Here is a 19,223-nt window from a genome sequence, read left to right as displayed (position 1 = left end):
ACAATCATTACGGGCAAACCAGATTTTGCCGCTCGCGGGACCATTTCTAACAGTTTTAAAACATTCTTGTTCTGACTGACAAAACCGTAGTTATAAACCTCTTTTTGCCCGCGCAGATTTCGTCTCACTCTATCCATGACGTTGTACAGGTCAGGCTTTGAAACTGGTTTGGACAGGTATTGATCAAGTAGCTTGTTGTTGAACTCAGTGATCACTTCTGTGTAATCATCAAAGGAACTCATCAGTACCACATAACATTCGGGATACAGTTGCTTCACTCGACGAATCAACTCTAACCCGCTCAACGTCGGCATTCGATGATCAGTGAGCAAGACCTTGATTTCATTATTTTCCACGTAACTCAGGGCAGCGGTTGATGAGGACTCAAAGCGAATATGATCACCGTAATCCAAAAGTATGTACTTGAGTAGCTCTAGACAGGTCTCATCGTCATCTACAACTAGATACGGCCTTTTATTCACATTACTAACATCATTTACATTACTCACGTCATTCAACTTCCGTTTATCCAACTTTATAAATAGACAACGTAGAAAACCTATGCTCGTCGCACATTTTTTCTGCAACAGTAGAACAATTAAAATTAAATCTACTTGCTAGTGCTAAACTGTAGTATGTTTTGCTGCTTGAACAACTGCAGCACATGCGCAGTACCAAATGACTATCACCGAATAGCCACCCCAACCGCCGTAGATACCACTCTCCATCAAAATATTACTTTACTTCATACTCCATAATCGAAAAACACGACTATTACTGAAGAGGAAAGCCCTTATTAATTATAGCCATTAAATGAAAATGCGGAATTCTGAGTTTTTATTCGTGAGGTTCTCTTAGATGCTGCGACGCGTACTTTATGTCTCTTGCGACAGGCATCTTTAAAATAAGCCATCAGGCATTTGAAATCATATTCATCATCACTAAATCTATTTTCTCGACCTACTAACAAGTCTACCTATTGGTAGATTGATTCCGAGATCTGACTAATAACGCCCTCATAGACCATGCGGGTATAGGGTTTAATAACTTAATTCCAAAACGGGTATTTCTCATCAATTAACGTTAAAAGTTGATTAGGTAAATCAAATCGCGAGCTTGTCTATAGCAAACAGATATTTATGAATTTTAAAGGCGCAACAAGAAAACAATGCGCGAAGAGCAACTAAGTTTTGAATTTATGGACGGCGCCCCAGAAGCAAAAATAGCATCTGGCGAACAAAAGCTGTGCAAGATATGTACAGCGTGATAATAAAAAAACAGAGCAATAAAAGCCAAGTTAACGGAGAAATCAATTTAACTTTCTCGATGAATGCATAAATTGAATCAACTTAGGGTTCGCTTTAATTCTTATGAGTAGAGCGCTAATTGAGGAGACACCTAAATCACATGCTTTTGTTGTGGCTTCTATTCGTCAATTACCGAAACTAAGCGTGTGCCGTCGGCCAATAGCCCTACGCTGCATTCAAACGCTGGATTCAAGCAGTTTTCGACAACTGCCCGCATTACTTCTTCATCCCAGCCGTTCATCCAATCCGCATGCGCGCTATACCCACCCGGCAATGCGTCGTTCATATCGGAGGACAATGACCAAGAGGAGGACGGACCAGTATCTTCGGTAACGTAAATATTGAAGTTATATGATATCTCTGGAATTGCAACTGGGTGGCTTGCAGGGCAACTACCTGTGCCAGCCTGCGGTGGCGTCGCCTCAATAGGATAAGCCATATGACTCTGAAAACCAGATGATTCAAGGTTTTCACCATCCCAGCATTGCGGAAAGACAATGCGTATTTCAAGTAAATCATCGACCGGGCAATCAGGAATATAAGCGATATGATCTAGAGGATCCCCTGGATCAAACCATATCTGATTTGAAACCCAGCTAGCACAGCGAAATTTCACTACTTGAGTGCTTTGCAAAGCATCTGTCATGGCTTGTCCAGCAATCATTTTTAAATTTGGTGGTGGAACTTGAATAGATCGAGCTGGAACATGATAACCGGTTTTGTAGTAAAAAAGAGGTTCAACATAAGTTATGCGCTCACCAAACGCATCATAAAGTGCCGGCACCCAATAAGCTGAGCGGTTCAATATAAGACCGTCGCATGTTGTACTTATCGATGTTCTCAGGCTATCTGAAGTTGTAAACGCATCTACATCGGGATTACCAAAAAAAACATGGGAATGAGTAGCCCGAGGTATATTAGGATAAAGCAAGGGATCATCCTTGCTTTCATGTGATTCCAAACAGTGAGTTCTGAATGCTCCCGTTTGATCGTCTCGCTCGCTAAACGCTTCATCAGAAAAAACAAGCCCCGATCTCAAACTTATTGGGTCATTACTTTCACTTGAATAAGTAGTTGGAATAGAGCTCGAGTCGCACGCTATCAGCAATAATGGAAACAAGAACCAAGAGCAAATTCGTAATAACCTAATTAGAGCCATACTCAGAAAATCCTTAATACCACTAAAATTACTTGATCGACTGAACGTTTTGCAATTCCAAGTAGCGAGAAATTTGGTAGTTTAATCAAACAATATGTAGGTATGGGTTGCGCGTTTTCACCATACTTTTCGCTAAAATACCGAGAATCACAAGCTAATATAATCCCTCTTTGACCATGCATGTTTGACTGAGGTCGTGGCAGAGAACCATGCAGCCCAACAATAATACGCTTCACTAATCAAAAGATAATAGCAGCTAAATCAGACTGCTCAAAGGGAAGCTGACTAACGAACAGCCTCTAAAAAGAGTGCCTCGCATATTCTTGAATTCTTCTGGATTATTTCAACAACTTATACGCACGTTCTTTTTGTGCTATTTCGCCTGTTTAAACGATATCTAAAGCATTAATATCGATTAAATTGAAAATCGCGATCACCCCCCCAAAACCAAGTATCTGCGGCTCTCAGAATCATCTTCATCACACGTAGAGAGGATCAAACGATCTCTCTCCAACGCATGATTTAATTGCAGGACTGGCGAATCTACGTGCTTGGTATGTTGCACAGAAAAATCTTGCTCATACTCTAGCGATTGGAGATGAAGCGACGCCCCCTTCTCCAGCAATGGCAAATTTTTAAAGTGCGTATCGTTATGCGCTTGGATGAGAAATATTTGTTTGCCTGTTTCTTCATCCACATGCACAGTCATCGCAGGGCTAAAGGCGAGTGCTTGCCCACTGGGTGTATTCAGTACAAACAAAGACTCGCCGATGGATGGTATTTTGAGCTGTGCGACGGGGTAAAAATCTGCCCACGGCCACGGTTTATAATTGCGTCCGTCACGCTCTGTTTTAAGCCAAGCGTTTTCGATCAACCACTGCCCTGTTAGCGCTTTTACATGAATCCATGCGCCTTGCATAACGAATAGCGAACCTAACGCCAAACCAATTGTTAAGACCCATGGCGCTAGTTTATTAGGCTGTTTCATAGCGTACTCCCTTCTTACTTAAACCAAGTAAGTTAAAAGCTAGCAAAGGCAAAACGGTAAGCCCTACGATCAGAAAACCGATGGTAAGTAACCAAGTTGTTCCGTTGCCCGTCTGAGCAAGATACAACTTCGCGCCATCGGGATTTTTACTTTGCCAGCCTTTAGGAAGATTTGACTTCAGTTTCTGTCGCAACAGTGCTTCTTGCGTGCGCTCGGGAGTAACATCTACCGCGACTAAACTGGTATAACGACTGAGCTGATGATGTTGCAGCGCTAAGTCTGTTGCACTTTGTTGATAACGTGCTTTGACGCCTTCGCTTGTGCGATTTGCTTTGTCGGTGAAGTATTGGATTTTGCGTCGCGCCCATTCAACTGCAATGCCTCTTTTAATCGCTCCGGGTTCTATATTGTGTTGTAAGAACACCGCTTCATTGCCACTCTTGGCATTGATGATGAGAGAGTTAGGCGCTTCGCGGGTCTTAAACAGTAGATAAGAAGCCTCATCGACATATAAGTCTGGAATCGGGTTTGGTAAGAGATCGCGATACTCGGTATCAACCGCTAAATCCAAATCTGTCAGCGCTGGATGATTCAAGGTTTTAAGAAGCCGACTTACCTTTTCTTGCACCTGATTCGTGCTACCGATCAAGGTGAACGTGCCACGTCCGACTTCCGCTGCCCGACGCATGAAGTAACCGTTAGGTGCAGAACCTATTCCTACCGTAAACAAGCGTGTATCACCAAGATTGCGACGTACATAATCAAGCAAGCTTTCCTCATCGTGCACTGCGCCATCGGTGATAAAAACAACTTGACGCAACGCATCTTGTTTGGAAGGTTTAAGCGCTAAGGCTAGGGCCTTTTGAATATGCGTGCCGTTCTTAGCATCCTGTATTTCAAGCGCCCAGCGTGCTTTAAGTAAGTTCGTTGTAGAGGCTTTTTTACTCCTATCAAATACAGGCCAAGCAGAATCATTGAAGAAGATAATATTAAAACGATCATGATCGTTAAGCTGCTGCATCGCCTGTTTAAGTGCAGCCTTTGCTTGACGAATCGACTGGCCGGACATACTTCCTGATACGTCCAACACAAAGATAAGCTCGCGCGCGGCGCGCTGTGTTTGCTCAACATCATCAGATGATGCCGGCGGCAACAACATCAGCATGTTGTAATACTCTCCGTCCTTCTGTTCGGTAAACACATTGAGCTGAGTATGCGTCTGTTCTTGATACGACCAGTTCAGAACAAAATCACGACTTGCCTCGTCTGGCCCGCCATCCATAGTTACTCTAAACGCACTGTCTGTAGAGGGCTCGATATGCACTGCGTGGCTATCACTCCAAGCACGATCAAATGGCAGACCCGCATTCACATCAATACGAATGTTCACTGGGTTGGCATTGGGCTCTTCAGTTTCTCGATAGCCAATACGCTCAACGCCATCCGATGCTTTTCGATCAACGGTCACCCGCTCACCTTTCACCCGCTCCTTTTTAACCACTAGGCTTTTTTGTTTTTCAAATTGGGGTGTCGCCACAATCGGCAAACGGAGCGCATAGCCATGATCTTTGAAATCCAAGGTTTGCTGGAAACTAAACTCAATAACGATCTCTGATTGTGGTGCGATATTCGCCACGCGTGTTGTAAACAAGTTCCCCTTGGGCGCTTCCAGCAATGCTGTGCGCTTACCCGCTTTTTTAGCTTTGTCGTAGGTCTTTTTGGCTTGTTGTTTTTCTTTGATTTGCCCCTCAATCACGCGTTCGCCGATATACATTTTCAGCTGATCGACCGCCGCGTTAGTCGGTAACGGGAAGGTATACACCCCCTCCAACCATTGGTCTGAAGGGTTTTTAAAACGCTGCGCAACATTAGCGCGAAAGATAGGACCACTTATGTTGCCTGTGATATTGGTTTCTAAAGCCAGAGGCGCAACCAAAGCGGTACGCATGTCTTCTGAATAAAATTGAAGCTGACCTTTTGGCTCGTTGCTCTCGGCTAATACCGCTTCACTCATCGACCAAAATACGACAATACAGAGCACTACGCCGATGAGTGAGATGCGCTCTTCAAGGCGTTGAATTGATGTTTTTGTTATGTTTGTCATGGCTTATTCCCTTGTAAAAAAGAGGCCACATGGAGTGGCCTAAAGGTGCGAGCTACGCTTGGGAAGACGGCGTGCTTTCAAGACTCTCTGTTTGCGTATCGTGCGTCGCACTCAGGGTTACATTCTCTAAACGGCTTACTACTTCATTTGCCGCTTCGTGATGACGACGAATAGGATAGAAAGGACGCGTGAATGGCTGAATCAATGCAGGATCTTTCAGCCATAGACGAAGCAAAGTTGCTTCATCTACTGCAATAAAGCATTTCATTAACGGTCGCCTGCGTGCATCACAACCGGCTGGGGCTCAGCACTTGGCATCGATAACTCAATCGCAACACGACGATCCAAGACATAGTTGCCTGCATCGCCACTCGTTACCGTGGCAAACGCTTCACCATGCGCGTTGGTCTGAATACGGGACGCTGCAATGCCACTCTCAACTAAGTAGTCTTTCAGTGCATCGACACGAGCTTGCGACAAAGCCTTGTTCGTTTGTTCTGGCCCGAGTAAATCGGTATGCCCATGCAAGTTGATGGCAATACTTGGGTGGACTTGCATGAAGCCCGAGAGTTCATCAATGCGCGCCTTCGCGTAATCTGGAATCGAGGATTCGTTGTGGCGATAGTAGATCTCTTGCGAATAATGCTTCGCGATATTCGATAGAATCTCCGCTTGCTCTCGCTCCGTGATCTCTTGGGCGCGAAGGTCGGCAAGCTCTGATGCCTGCAGTGCGTTTTCACGTGTGATGTTGGCGTTCTTTACTTTTAACTTACTGATGGTGCGCTGTGATTGCACATACTTAGATTCAAGCTTAGCGAGTGTCATGGTCTGCGCATCGAGCTGATTCTCACTCACCTCTAAAGCCTCACCTTGGTCATGGCCATAACCAAAGCTACCGCCTAATGCTGCACCGGCTGCCGCGCCAACAGGGCCGCCAATAATCGCGCCTAGTGCTGTACCAATACCGACACCCCAGTAGGTTCCTGAATTTGAATCCTCATTAAGTGGTGCATCACTTGAAGCTGATGATTGTGCGAAAGCGGCCTGGCTCATAGCAGTTGCAAGTACAGCGGCGAATGCGGTTTTTTTTATTGAATGTGTGTTCATTTCGTTCTCCATTATTTTTAAGTATTTGCTTGGTCGCCCAACTTGCATCCCTTGCAGATGACGTAGCTCTGAGTGCTCGTTCCTTGCTTCGTTGGGCGTAGTGCTATTGAACGGTTTTGATAAAACTAAGTAATGGAGAGGCACTGGAGCACAATGGAGGAGTTATGGAAGGTTGGGAGCTTTAAGACAAAAACGCCCATTTCTAGCAATACTATGGATGCATTATGGAGAAGTTATGGATTTATGGATTTTGGCTCCATAGGCCATTGGTTTTGCGTTACAGTAAGGCCAACAAAAACAGAAGACGAACACACCTATGTCCACCGTTATTGCCATTGTCGAAGACGATCTCGATCAACAACAAAACTATGCGGAATACTTACAATCAAAAGGCTTTGAAACCCATTGTTTCTCGAATGTCAGTTCGGCTTTAGAAGGCATTCCTGCGCTTAATCCAGATATCGCACTTTTAGATGTTGTATTAGAGGACGATCATGACGGTGGCTTTACTGTTTGCACCACCTTATTAGACCAAGGTATGGATATACCGATTGTATTTTTAACTGATAGAAGTGAAGAAATCGATCAAGGCTTTGGTTTTCGTATAGGCGCGTGGGACTACCAAACTAAGCCCATCTCTTTATCCCTCTTAGCGGAGCGACTGAAGAACACGATGCGTATTTTCAATATGCGTCGTGTTCCGATCAATAACGAGACAAAAGCTCTGCAGCCAGAGGCTGATCTTGTCATAGACCACGACCGTCAATATGTGACATGGAAAGGCAAGAGCATTGCACTCACTGCAGTACAATTTCAAGTATTCGTCACCATTGTCGATTCGGGAGCCGCCGGCTGCTCTTATGATGATCTTTGCGCATGCACCAGACAAGGCGTTGTAACGACCGGTACGATCAACTCTCACGTGAAGAACGTTCGGAAAAAGTTCAATGAAATTGACGAAGCCTTTAATGCGATTCGCAACAAGCCCGGCTTCGGCTATCGTTGGGAACTTGCTTAATGCAACGATTCGGCATTAAAGCGCAGATCAGTTTTCTTAGCCTTCTGTTACTGGTCATTCCTGTACTGACGTGGTCGTACTGGAAGGAGATTCAGCAAACCGCTATTTCTGCACAGGGCCGTGTTCAGTTGATTGAGACTAAAGCCATCGCGACAAGCTTGGTGGCCACTCAGGTCAATATCTCAAAACTGCTGGCCGGAAATGAAGACAGCGAACTAGAAAAGTACGCTCTTAGCGCTCCTACTACCTCTAGCCCTATTCGCTTAGATGGACAGTTTGATGATTGGGGTGATCAGACCTCCATCATCGAGGCGCATAATTCCAGCTTTCCTCTCTGGAGCGCTAGCACCAACATGGCAACAGAAACCAAATTTGGTTTGGCGCTCACCCAAAACGAACAATACTTGTATATTGCGCTATCAGTGCTGGATCGTAACGTACAAACACGCCAGCCCAATCACTTACGTTTAGATTATAACGATCACATTCAACTGACCTTCCGAGACCAACTCGGTGCGCTACGCCGCGTGATTATTCCAGCGCAAGGTGAAGGTGACCTTGCAAGTTATTTTACCAACCTCGAATGGAAGTACGGTATTGATGCCAAACACCCTGTTTCAGGTGAATACATTCCAAGCCACAAAACCGGTATTCAAGGCTATTGGCGCGAGACCTATTGGGGCTATAACCTTGAATTGCGCATCAACAAAAATGACTTAGATGGCCAAGATGCACGATTACATTTAGCCGTCGTAGACATTGACGACAATCCTGCTTTTGGACCTAGCGCCATTGTCGCGAGTTTACCCAAACAGATGGAGGACAAACTCAATCCTTTAGGCCTTCATGCAAGAGAATTACAACGTGTAATCGACCAGCTGCAGACCACTTATTCGCGACTATGGATTTACGACAAGCAAGGGCGCGAATGGGCCTATGGAGGCCGCGATGCATACAAGGGTGATAAACCAAAACCTTTCGACTCCCAGTGCGTGCAAAACGCCCTGCAGCAAAGTGACGATCTTGTTGAATTTAAGCGTGATCATAACGGTGAGCTAAGGCAGATTGTCTCGTGCTTCCCGATTACCGAAAGCGGCGAGGTGCTAGGTGTTGTAGTGATTGATGAGTCAGCAAGTCATGTGCTCGCTCAAGAAGAAGATAAAGTACGATCCATCGCTTTTCGTTTGGCATTTGCTATTTGCATTGTGATACTCATTTTCGTGGGATACGCATTCTTTTTGGTACGCCGTGTTACTCAGTTAAACGCAGAATCACAGCGCTCGATTGACGAACATGGGCGTATCGAAAAAACAGAGATTCAGGCGAGTAAAAACTTCCCCGACGAGATCGGCGATCTATCGCGCGCGATTACGCAACTGCTTCAAAAACAACGTGCATATACTTCGTTCTTAGAACGTATACCGCAGACCTTGCGTCACGAGATTTCAAACCCGCTAAATAAACTCAAAACCTCGATTGAATTACTGACTGAAACGCAACCAGAACTCAAAGGTAATCGTTACTTGGAACGGATCGATGCAGGCGCGGACCAACTTCATCAAATCACTGCGCACCTTACTGAGGCCGCGAGCTTAGAGAGCGCAATGCAATCAGAACAGCTCTCCAGCTTAGATCTAACTAAGTTCCTGCATCGTTACTTTGATCATTGGGAAGAACCGGTGCACGTCGAGTTTGAAGTAGACGAGGAATTTCAGACTCTCGGTGATACATCGCGCTTAGAACAAATGTTCGACAAGATTATGGATAACGCACAGAGTTTTTGCGCCGAAGGTGGCCACATTACTGTGCGAATCAAAAACCAAAATGAGCAACTGGTAGTTGAGATAGACAACGATGGCCCCCTACTCCCGACGGAGAAATCCATGGAGCTATTCAGCCCCATGGTTTCAACACGCTCAACGGGCAAAGACATTCATCTCGGCCTTGGACTTCATGTGGTGAAACTCATAGCAGACAAACACCAAGCAGAGCTAACTGCCAATAACCGAGAAGATGGCAGGGGCGTTGTGTTTAGTTTGGGATTCAAAGCAAAGATATAAAATTAACAAAACAAAGGACAAGGGATATGCCCACATGTAGAGAAGTAATTGTAAAAACTTACAATCACACAACTGGTGGCTCAAAACACGCGATTTGAGCTAGCCCCTTTAAGGGACAAGGCTTTGATGAGAACATGTTTGTCGAATGTTCGTCAGCGATTCGAAAAAAGCATGCGGTAGGCACATACTTTAAGATACAAGCAGCGATTAAAATTAAAGAGGGTGGCAACGACTTCCTATACACATACCCTCGCTGGCCATATGAGGTACTAACTGAAGATGAAGTTAGAGATTTCATTGGGCAATAAAGAAGCACTAAATAAATCAAACTTCCCTTTCACGTGACAATTTCGACACAGTGAGATATAAGGTGTTGAATGGGAAAAAGCCCTACAACGACAAAACCCGCTATAAAAGCGGGTTCTGGCTTTAAACAGTGGTGCCGATAGCGGAATCTAACCACAGACCCGAGCATTATCAAAATAATCTTCCAACTTGAATAAAAATCTAAAAGAAGATGAGGATAAAGAAAGCGAAGCTGATCCGTTTACATCCGCTGAACTGGATAAAATCGAATTTCTAAAAAAGTGGGGCTTATTACCGCCCTTAGGCCATCAATATGTTCCTGTTCAAATACTGAATGGGTTTATTGTTTTTAGAACAGACGACTGTAGCCTGGGAAGGCCTAGACCAGGTTAACTGGACTCTGACGGTCCGCAGAGCGCGTACTACAGAGGAGTATAGGTTCCAAAAGAGCCTTTGCGAAGTCAAACCATACATCTTCTGCAGCCAGCAATAAACATTCTAAAAGAGCAGTTCACACTTACACACGACCTGCCTGCTGAAAAATTTCATATGCGACGAGGAAATAATGTTACTATCCGGACCGAGAACCTGCGATCTATATTTCGGTACGACGCCTGTGAGTATCCTGATGATATCTGGTAAAAACGCGCTGTAAAAAATGACTATACGACGATCTTAAAAAAAGCTGGCGTTGGACATCGAGGTGCAAACCAGTGTCGGCATGCATTCTCATCTATGTTGCTCACGAAATAGTTCCAATTGATTTAGTGGCGGTCATCATGGGCCACACTAATAGTGAAACGACGAAAAAGCATTACGCAAAGATTGTTCCCGAAGATCGCCCGAACGTAGCGATAATAATTTCAGGCATTGCAGGATTTGAATATAAACAAGAGTGAGCAGAAGTGCATAAAAAAGGCTGATTTTGCCCCATTTTTGCCCCAAAGCAGTATTGAAAAAGGAAAAAATGTACATAAATCATATGCTTAAAATGGCGGTGAGCCAGGGATTCGAACCCCGGGAGGGCTATTAACCCTCGCTGGTTTTCAAGACCAGTCCATTCAACCACTCTGGCAGCTCACCGCATTTCGACGTTGCCCGACTTGCGACAACGGAGGCGTATATTAATGATTTATTTGGGGGTGTCAACGCTTTATTTTCGATTTTTCTGAAAGTTTTGTGAGTTGTTTTTTTGATCTATAGCCCTATTATATGACGTAGGATTTATGAATCATTTTCTGCCATAAAACTGGAGTTATTTCATGCAGGATAAACAGTTTCCTCAGTCAAAAGTAGCGACCGCTGAGCAAGATAAGTTAGCGCAAGTTATGGGTAACAGCCAAGCGGCTCTTGGCGCAGACGTGTCTTCTGTATTGAAGAATACTTACATGCTTTTGGGTTTAACTATTGCGTTCTCAGCATTAGTTGCATACCTATCAATGGACGCACCACGCCCTGGCATTATCGTTACTCTTGTTGGCTTCTACGGCCTATTCTTTTTAACTGCAAAGCTAAGCAACAGCGCTTGGGGCTTGGTAAGCACCTTTGCATTAACAGGTTTCATGGGTTACACGCTTGGCCCGATCATTGGAATGTTCGCTGGTGCCGGCGCAATGCCAATTGTTGCTAACGCACTTGGCTTAACAGCCTTCACATTCTTTGGCCTTTCTGCGTATGCACTGATTACGCGTAAAGATTTCAGCTTCTTAGCTGGCTTTTTAACAATCGGCTTCTTTGTATTGTTAGGCGCAATGCTAATTGGCTTTTTTACGAGTATGCCGGGCTTGCAGCTTATGATCTCAGCTGGCTTTGTTATTTTCTCTTCTGCTGCGATCCTCTTCCAGACAAGTGCGATTATCCACGGCGGTGAAAGAAACTACATATTGGCGACAATCAGCTTGTACGTTTCAATCTACAACTTGTTCCTGAGCTTGCTTCAATTGCTGACAGCTTTTGCTGGCGATGAATAGGTTCGAATAGATCATCAGCAAAAAGCCTCGCTTTCGCGGGGCTTTTTCATTTTTATCCTCAACAAACTACGACCACATCGCTACAATAGCTTCTATGAAACTAGCCATACTTATTACAGGCTCACCCTATAGCAGCCAAGCACCTTATTCCGCTCTTCAGTATTGCAAGGCAGCAATAGCTGCAGGCCATGAAATCTATCGCGTTTTTCTATATCAAGACGGCATACAACTATCGAATCGATTAGCTACACCACCTCAAGATGAAATCAACATTTTCAATGAGTGGACTGACTTTATTGAAGCAAATAGCATTGATGCCGTGACCTGCATTGCAGCAGCTGCACGCAGAGGCGTCATTGATCAAAATGAAGCAGAGCGTCACAACAAAGACTCATACAATATACATTCTGCATTCGAGCTATCTGGCCTCGGACAACTTGTAGAGGCCAATATCCAAGCTGATCGATTGATCACCTTTGGAGCTTAAGCATGACAAATACAAAATCTATTTTGATCTATCTCACCAAGGCCCCGATGGCTAATTCGGCTAATCAGGAGGCTGTCGACCTAGCTCTAGCAGCGGCCAGCTTTGAGCAAGAAGTAAGTTTATTATTTGAGGGTGACGCGTCCTTTCAACTCATTCCAAATCAAACGCCTGATTCGGTTGGACGCAAGAACTTACCTAAAGTTTTTAAAGCATTTCCCATCTATGGAATTCAAGATCTCTACCTGTTGGGAAACACTGAAGAATCATTGAAAGCAAAGATCCATGCCGAACATAAGAACATTATTGAAGTAGCGAACAACGAGTTAAACAGCCTTTTCGAAAAATTTGACACCGTTATTCGTTTCTAGCAGAGCCAGCTATATGAGCACTTTACATTCAATCAATCTGCCACCATCCTCAAAAAGCGATTGGGAAACTCTCATCAACGGCCTCAATGACACTGACGACGTAATACTAATCGAGGACGCTTGCTATGCAACGACAGACTTGTCCTTAGTTAATCGCATACTTGAGCTCATACCGCAGATATACACTCTTGAGATCGACACCTTGTCGAGAGGATTAGAGCCGCCGCTGAACAAGCAAGTCATACTTTGTAACTACGAAATGTTTGTCCAATTAAGCTGTGAGCACACTAAAGTTATTTCCTGGACCCGATAAGACGAAACATGATTGAACGAGACCCTCAAGGATTTCTAGTCAACCTTCACGATTGGAATGAAGATGTTGCTTTACAAATCGCTGAAGAAGAAGGCATCACGCTAAGCCCTGAGCATTGGGAAATCATCTTTTTATTGCGCAAATTCTATGAAGATTTTGAGCTCTCCCCAGCCATGCGCATTTTAGTTAAGACCGTGAAGCAACAGCTTGGCGAAAAGAAAGGCAATAGTATTTACCTGATGCAACTTTTCCCAGGAAGTCCCGCGAAATATGCAAGTAAAATAGCAGGCCTACCAAAGCCTACCAACTGCCTCTAACCTCATACAAATAAGGAAGTAGCTTATATGAGTAACGATGTCCGTATCCATGACAATATTAGACAAAGCGCAGAAGAGCATCCCTTTGCGCAATACGTGCGCATACTAGGCAAAGGCAAAAAAGGCAGCCGCTCTTTCACGTATGAAGAAGCATTAGATGCAATGACAATGGCGCTAAACGGCGAAGTAGAAGACATTCAGCTCGGCGCTTTTTTAATGCTTATTCGCGTCAAAGAAGAAACACCAGAAGAACTTGCTGGTTTCGTTCGTGCCGTTAAAAACGCTCTTGCTGCACCTGCACATATTAATGCTGATATAGACTGGTCTTCGTATGCTGGGAAACGCAGACATCTCCCTTGGTTTGTCTACTCCGCATACTTAGTCGCAAGCATGGGATATAGAGTTTTCATGCACGGCGTCAGCGGGCATACAAACAATCGCATTTATACCGAAACCATCATCGACAAACTTGGCTTAGCAAAAGCTGAAAACTGGAGCAAGTGCGAAAGTGCGCTTAATGAGGGCAACTTCTGCTATATGCCTCTGCAAGCTATCAGCCCAAGACTCGCCGACCTTATTGACTTAAGAAATACACTCGGGCTGCGCTCCCCTGTTCACTCACTATCACGACTGATCAACCCTCTTGATAGCGAACATGTAATTCAAGGTGTTTTCCACCCTCCTTACTTACCTTTACATCAAGAAGCTGCGCAACTGTTAGATTATTCAAGCTGCATCACCCTTAAAGGAGAGGGTGGCGAAATTGAGCGCAATCCAGATAACGACTGCACAACATTTAACTTATTGAATGGAGAGTTGAACCAAGAGACCTGGCCAAAACTATTTGGAAAACGTCACGTCAAGCCGAGCGAACTTTCGTTTGAAGATATGGTATCGCTCTGGCGAGGGAAAACAGACGACGAATATGGCATTGCTGCTGTCGTATCTACAGCGGCGATCGCACTGAAACAAATTGAGAAAGATATAAGCCAAGAAAAAGCGCTTGAGAAAGCGCAAAAAGCTTGGGACGACCGAGAAAAAGATAGGTTTTAATTTAACGCGCAAGACGTCGGGCTGCCAACGTCTTTTCAAGCGCTCTGACTATTTATAATACGCGTTATCTGTAACAGTATGGTCAGTAGAGTCTTTAACGCCAGAGAGCTCAGGAATCACCTCAAGTAAACGCTTCTCAACGCCATCTTTAAGTGTAATTGATACAGCACTACACCCCTGACAACCACCACCAAACTTCAGTACAGCGACATTATCTTCAGTCAGCTCAACCAAACTTACCTCACCGCCATGCGATGCCAAGCCAGGATTAATATCAGTGACTAACAGATAGCGAATACGCTCTTCAACACTTGAGTTTTCATCAACTCGTGGCATTTTTGCGTTTGGAGCCTTGATCGTTAACTGCCCGCCCATTTTCTCTTCGGCGTAATCAACAAACGCTTCTTCCAAGTAAGGAATACTTTTAGTTTCGACGTACAATTTAAAACCTTCAAGCTCAACTACCGTATCATCAGGAACGATATCTTCCTTCTTACAGTACGCCAAGCAAGTTTCAGCACCCTTAGTACCAGGCTGCGTCACAAACATACGAACGCCCATATCAGGTTCGTCTTGACGCCCTATTAATTGCCCTAAGTAGGTTTGTGCCGATTCGGAAACTGTAACCATATAAATACCCTCGAAAATTTGGCGTAATTCTATGCTTTTTGGACCCAAGATAAAAGCCTTAGTAATTTAGTCAGGTATAAACTATATCAAAATATTTCAATATAGTTTTGAATCAGGTAATATTGCGCGCAATTTATAGCCAGACGCCCTTTATACAGAGCTCTTAGGCCGACGATTCTAGGCACACAGGTATACGCATGACGAACAAAGCTTTACGCACTGACGCCCTATTAAAGGCAATCGATGAACGCATTTTGATTCTCGATGGTGCGATGGGAACCATGATTCAACGCCTCGGATTCACCGAAGAAGATTATCGTGGTGAGCGTTTCAAAAACTTTGATCAAGACGTAAAGGGCAATAACGACCTCTTATGCCTTACTCAAGCCGATGCCATTGCGAAGATTCATCGACAGTACTTGGACGCCGGCGCCGATATTATCGAAACCAACACCTTCAACTCCACCAAAGTGTCTCAAGCGGACTACAGCATGGAAGAGTTAGTGTATGAGCTAAATTTTGAAGCCGCTCGCATCGCTCGTGAAGAAGCTGATAAGAAAACCTCTGAAGATCCATCTCGCCCGCGCTTTGTTGCCGGCGCGGTAGGCCCAACATCTCGAACTGCATCAATAAGCCCAGACGTGAACAATCCGGGCTACCGTAATGTCACATTCGAAGAACTTTACGACAATTACTACGAAGCAGTAAAAGCCTTATCTGAAGGCGGTTCAGACATCATCTTAATCGAAACTATTTTCGACACTTTGAATGCAAAAGCTGCGATTTACGCCACCGAACAATACTTTATTGATGCTGGTTTTAAACTGCCAATCATGATTTCCGGCACTATCACAGATGCCTCGGGCCGTACCTTGTCAGGTCAAACCGCAGAAGCATTCTTATATTCTGTTGATCACTGTAATCCATTAAGTGTTGGTTTTAACTGTGCGCTAGGCGCAGACGCCTTGCGCCCTTATATCGAAGAGCTATCAGCGAAGGCAGAAACATATGTAAGCGCACACCCAAATGCAGGTTTACCGAACGAGTTTGGCGAATACGATCAGACACCTGAAGAAATGGCAGACATCATAGTAACCTTCGCTGAGAGTAATTCGATCAACATTATTGGAGGCTGTTGCGGATCAACTCCCGAGCATATTTCCGCCATCGTTGAAAAAGTAAGTAAGCACTCTGCTCGTAAAATTCCCGTTATCGATCCCAAAGTACGCTTGTCTGGCTTAGAAGCTTTTGTTGCGGATGAAAGCTCACTGTTCATCAACGTAGGAGAACGCACCAACGTAACAGGCTCTCGCCGCTTTTTGCGTTTGATTAAAGAAGAGCTATTTGAAGAAGCCTTAGATGTCGCGCGTGACCAAGTAGAAAATGGTGCACAAATCATCGACATCAACATGGACGAAGGCATGCTTGAGTCTGCCGACGCAATGAAAGTTTTCTTGAACCTAATTGCTTCTGAGCCTGATATCGCACGCGTGCCGATCATGGTTGACTCCTCTAAGTGGGAAGTGATTGAAGAAGGTTTGCGTCACGTTCAAGGTAAGGCTGTCGTAAATTCCATCAGCTTAAAAGAAGGCGAAGAGTCTTTTATTAAGTACGCCACAATGTGTATGCGCTATGGCGCTGCCGTGGTCGTCATGGCTTTCGACGAAACTGGGCAAGCTGACACATTCGAGCGAAAAATAGAAATTTGTAAGCGCTCTTACGACATTCTTGTTGGCTTAGGTATGCCACCAGCCGACATCATCTTCGACCCAAATATCTTTGCCGTCGCGACAGGTATCGAAGAGCATAACAACTATGCCGTTGATTTCATCGAAGCAACACGCTGGATCAAAGAAAATCTGCCTCACGCCAATATTTCTGGTGGTGTGAGTAACGTATCGTTCTCATTCCGAGGAAACGATGCAGTGCGCGAAGCCATCCACTCTGTTTTCTTATTCCACGCAATCAAAGCTGGCATGAATATGGGCATCGTAAACCCGGGACAATTAGTGATTTACGATGAAATCGACCCTGAACTAAAAGAACGCGTTGAAGATGTCGTACTAAATACTCGTGACGACGCAACGGATCGCTTGCTTGAAATCGCCGATAAGTTCCGCGGTGCAGTCGGCGAAACAAAAGCCGAGAACCTCGAATGGCGAGAACTCCCCGTTAATAAACGACTCGAGCATGCCTTGGTAAAAGGTATTACCACTTATATCATTGAAGATACTGAGCAAGCACGGATAGAAGCGGATCGCCCGATTGAAGTCATTGAAGGCCCATTAATGGATGGCATGAATGTCGTTGGTGATTTATTCGGCGCGGGCAAAATGTTCCTTCCACAGGTGGTAAAGAGCGCACGCGTAATGAAGCAAGCTGTTGCACACCTTGTTCCTTTTATTGAAGAAGAAAAAGGCGAAGGCCAGAAGAGCAAGGGCAAAATTTTGATGGCGACCGCTAAAGGTGACGTACACGATATTGGCAAAAATATCGTGGGTGTTGTACTTCAGTGTAACAACTATGAAGTCATTGATCTTGGTGTCATGGTTCCTGCCGATAAAATCATCGCAGCAGCGAAAGAACATAACGTTGATGTGATTGGTGTATCCGGCCTCATCACTCCATCGCTTGACGAGATGGTTCACGTCGCTAAAGAAATGCAGCGCGAAGGCTTAGACGTACCATTAATGATTGGCGGTGCAACAACATCTAAAGCGCACACAGCCGTTAAAATTGAACCGGCATACGACAACAATGCCGTTATCTACGTAACGGATGCTTCCCGCTCAGTAAGCGTTGCGACTTCACTACTTAGCGAAGGCCAACGTGATGAGTTTGTTGCAAACATTCGAGACGAATATGAGAAAGTGCGCGTCCGCCGTGCCAACCGAGTTAGCCAGAAATCAATGCTTAGCTATGACAAAGCATGCGACAACAAAGTTTCTTTAAACTGGGACAATTATCAAGCACCGAAGCCTGCATTTACCGGCACAAGAGTATTTGAAAACATCGACCTCAAAGAACTCGTCGATTACATTGATTGGACACCGTTTTTCATATCTTGGGACTTAGTAGGCAAGTTTCCAAAAATCCTGAAAGACGAGGTTGTTGGTGAAGCGGCTACGAGTCTTTATAACGATGCACAAGCCATGCTAACTGAAATGCTCGAAGACGAACGTATCAGAGCAAGTGGCGTGATTGGTTTCTGGCCTGCCGCGACTGAAGATGATGATACTGTCGTGGTTTACAAAGATGAAAGCCGAACGAAAGAACTCGCGCGCTTACATCACCTTCGCCAGCAGGTAGAGAAAACAGTCGAAGGCCAGCTTAGCCCTACGATGTCCCTCGCTGACTTTATCGCACCAAGCGATTCAGGCATTGAAGATTATATAGGAGGATTTGCAGTTACCGCGGGTCTTGGCGTTGAAGAGATTGCAAATGAATTCGAAGCTGCGGCTGATGACTACAACGCGATTATGATCAAGGCGCTAGCTGATCGATTGGCCGAAGCATTCGCCGAGTATATGCATGAAAAAGTTCGCAAAGAGCATTGGGGTTATGCATCTGAAGAAAGCTTTGATAACGTAGCGCTGATCAAAGAAAAATATCAAGGCATTCGTCCTGCGCCGGGCTATCCAGCTTGCCCTGACCACACCGAAAAAGAAAGGCTATTTGCTCTTTTGAATGCGCAACAAGACGTAGGCATGGAGCTCACCGAACACTTCGCGATGACGCCAGCGGCATCAGTCAGTGGCTTTTATTACTCGCATCCTGAGTCAAAGTACTTTTCTGTTGGAAAAATAACGAAGGATCAGGTCATTCGTTATGCCGAACGTAAAAATATGAGCGTTGAAGTATGCGAAAAGTGGCTATCGCCGGTGCTCAATTACGACGCTTAAGAGAAAATGAGGCGGCTTTAAGAGTTTAATTACTAAAACGCATAGAATTATTAGTTTTTAGCAGTTTTGATGCTTTATCAAAACTGCTAGTATCGCGCCCCTAGTATTAGCTCCAACATTACAACTTATAACTA

18 protein-coding genes and 1 tRNA gene are annotated in these 19,223 nt (G+C 44.7%); 11 read left to right on the top strand and 8 right to left on the bottom strand.

Annotated features, from left to right (window positions below; genetic code table 11):
• From A3739_RS09030 to A3739_RS09005, 6 genes are all read right to left on the bottom strand, one after another.
• Positions 1-509, bottom strand: a 509-nt coding sequence (locus A3739_RS09030; RefSeq protein WP_156502504.1) for a response regulator, incomplete at its 3' end; no start/stop codon positions are given.
• A gap of 916 nt (positions 510-1,425) precedes the next feature.
• Complete coding sequence (locus tag A3739_RS09025) at positions 1,426-2,466, bottom strand: DUF1996 domain-containing protein (RefSeq protein WP_068478697.1); 1,041 nt, start codon at positions 2,464-2,466, stop codon at positions 1,426-1,428.
• A gap of 433 nt (positions 2,467-2,899) precedes the next feature.
• The gene (locus A3739_RS09020; RefSeq protein WP_068478700.1) at positions 2,900-3,454 is read right to left on the bottom strand and encodes a sortase domain-bontaining protein; all 555 of its coding nucleotides are present in this window, start codon (positions 3,452-3,454) and stop codon (positions 2,900-2,902) included.
• Complete coding sequence (locus A3739_RS09015; RefSeq protein WP_068478702.1) at positions 3,441-5,558, bottom strand: marine proteobacterial sortase target protein; 2,118 nt, start codon at positions 5,556-5,558, stop codon at positions 3,441-3,443. Before A3739_RS09015 ends, A3739_RS09020 begins: the two co-directional genes overlap by 14 nt.
• A 52-nt stretch (positions 5,559-5,610) precedes the next feature.
• Positions 5,611-5,826, bottom strand: coding sequence for a hypothetical protein (locus tag A3739_RS09010; protein ID WP_068478705.1), 216 nt, complete (start codon positions 5,824-5,826; stop codon positions 5,611-5,613).
• Positions 5,826-6,665 (bottom strand): OmpA family protein, encoded by an 840-nt coding sequence (locus A3739_RS09005; RefSeq protein WP_197472229.1) that lies wholly within the window; start codon positions 6,663-6,665, stop codon positions 5,826-5,828. Before A3739_RS09005 ends, A3739_RS09010 begins: the two co-directional genes overlap by 1 nt.
• Before the next feature lie 316 nt (positions 6,666-6,981).
• On the opposite strand from A3739_RS09005, the gene A3739_RS09000 reads away from it, so the two are divergent.
• From A3739_RS09000 to A3739_RS08985, 4 genes are all read left to right on the top strand, one after another.
• A complete protein-coding gene (locus A3739_RS09000; protein WP_068478712.1) occupies positions 6,982-7,683 on the top strand; it encodes a response regulator in 702 nt (233 codons plus the stop codon).
• On the top strand, positions 7,683-9,743 hold the full coding sequence (locus A3739_RS08995; protein WP_068478715.1) for an ATP-binding protein: 2,061 nt from the start codon (positions 7,683-7,685) through the stop codon (positions 9,741-9,743). Before A3739_RS09000 ends, A3739_RS08995 begins: the two co-directional genes overlap by 1 nt.
• Before the next feature lie 134 nt (positions 9,744-9,877).
• Positions 9,878-10,051, top strand: coding sequence for a hypothetical protein (locus tag A3739_RS28730; protein WP_156502502.1), 174 nt, complete (start codon positions 9,878-9,880; stop codon positions 10,049-10,051).
• 711 nt (positions 10,052-10,762) lie between these two features.
• Entirely contained in the window at positions 10,763-10,948 is a 186-nt protein-coding gene (locus A3739_RS08985; RefSeq protein ID WP_068476040.1) for a hypothetical protein, read from the top strand.
• Between the two features lie 93 nt (positions 10,949-11,041).
• On the opposite strand, the gene A3739_RS08980 is transcribed toward A3739_RS08985, so the two are convergent.
• Positions 11,042-11,132 (bottom strand) — tRNA-Ser (locus tag A3739_RS08980).
• Between the two features lie 245 nt (positions 11,133-11,377).
• Here A3739_RS08980 and A3739_RS08975 point away from each other — a divergent pair.
• From A3739_RS08975 to A3739_RS08950, 6 genes are all read left to right on the top strand, one after another.
• Positions 11,378-12,019 (top strand): Bax inhibitor-1/YccA family protein, encoded by a 642-nt coding sequence (locus A3739_RS08975; protein ID WP_068478826.1) that lies wholly within the window; start codon positions 11,378-11,380, stop codon positions 12,017-12,019.
• A 94-nt stretch (positions 12,020-12,113) separates the two neighbouring features.
• Entirely contained in the window at positions 12,114-12,506 is a 393-nt protein-coding gene (tusD, locus tag A3739_RS08970; RefSeq protein ID WP_068478718.1) for a sulfurtransferase complex subunit TusD, read from the top strand.
• Positions 12,507-12,508: 2 nt separating this feature from the next.
• Complete coding sequence (locus A3739_RS08965) at positions 12,509-12,874, top strand: DsrE family protein (protein ID WP_068478721.1); 366 nt, start codon at positions 12,509-12,511, stop codon at positions 12,872-12,874.
• 13 nt (positions 12,875-12,887) lie between these two features.
• Positions 12,888-13,187 (top strand): sulfurtransferase complex subunit TusB, encoded by a 300-nt coding sequence (gene tusB, locus A3739_RS31380; protein ID WP_068478724.1) that lies wholly within the window; start codon positions 12,888-12,890, stop codon positions 13,185-13,187.
• An 8-nt stretch (positions 13,188-13,195) separates the two neighbouring features.
• Positions 13,196-13,504: a TusE/DsrC/DsvC family sulfur relay protein gene (locus A3739_RS08955; RefSeq protein WP_068478727.1), complete on the top strand. Its 309-nt coding sequence runs from the start codon at positions 13,196-13,198 to the stop codon at positions 13,502-13,504.
• Between the two features lie 27 nt (positions 13,505-13,531).
• Positions 13,532-14,557, top strand: a complete 1,026-nt coding sequence (locus A3739_RS08950; RefSeq protein WP_068478730.1) for a glycosyl transferase family protein — start codon at positions 13,532-13,534, stop codon at positions 14,555-14,557.
• A gap of 48 nt (positions 14,558-14,605) precedes the next feature.
• On the opposite strand, the gene nfuA is transcribed toward A3739_RS08950, so the two are convergent.
• On the bottom strand, positions 14,606-15,187 hold the full coding sequence (nfuA, locus tag A3739_RS08945) for a Fe-S biogenesis protein NfuA (protein ID WP_068478830.1): 582 nt from the start codon (positions 15,185-15,187) through the stop codon (positions 14,606-14,608).
• A gap of 197 nt (positions 15,188-15,384) precedes the next feature.
• On the opposite strand from nfuA, the gene metH reads away from it, so the two are divergent.
• Positions 15,385-19,089 (top strand): methionine synthase, encoded by a 3,705-nt coding sequence (gene metH / locus A3739_RS08940; RefSeq protein ID WP_068478734.1) that lies wholly within the window; start codon positions 15,385-15,387, stop codon positions 19,087-19,089.
• The last annotated feature ends 134 nt before the right edge of the window (positions 19,090-19,223 follow it).

It is taken from the genome of Oleiphilus sp. HI0067, from assembly GCF_001635735.1.
Note: the sequence above shows the minus strand (reverse complement) of the source record. Positions and strands in the feature narration are given on the sequence as shown.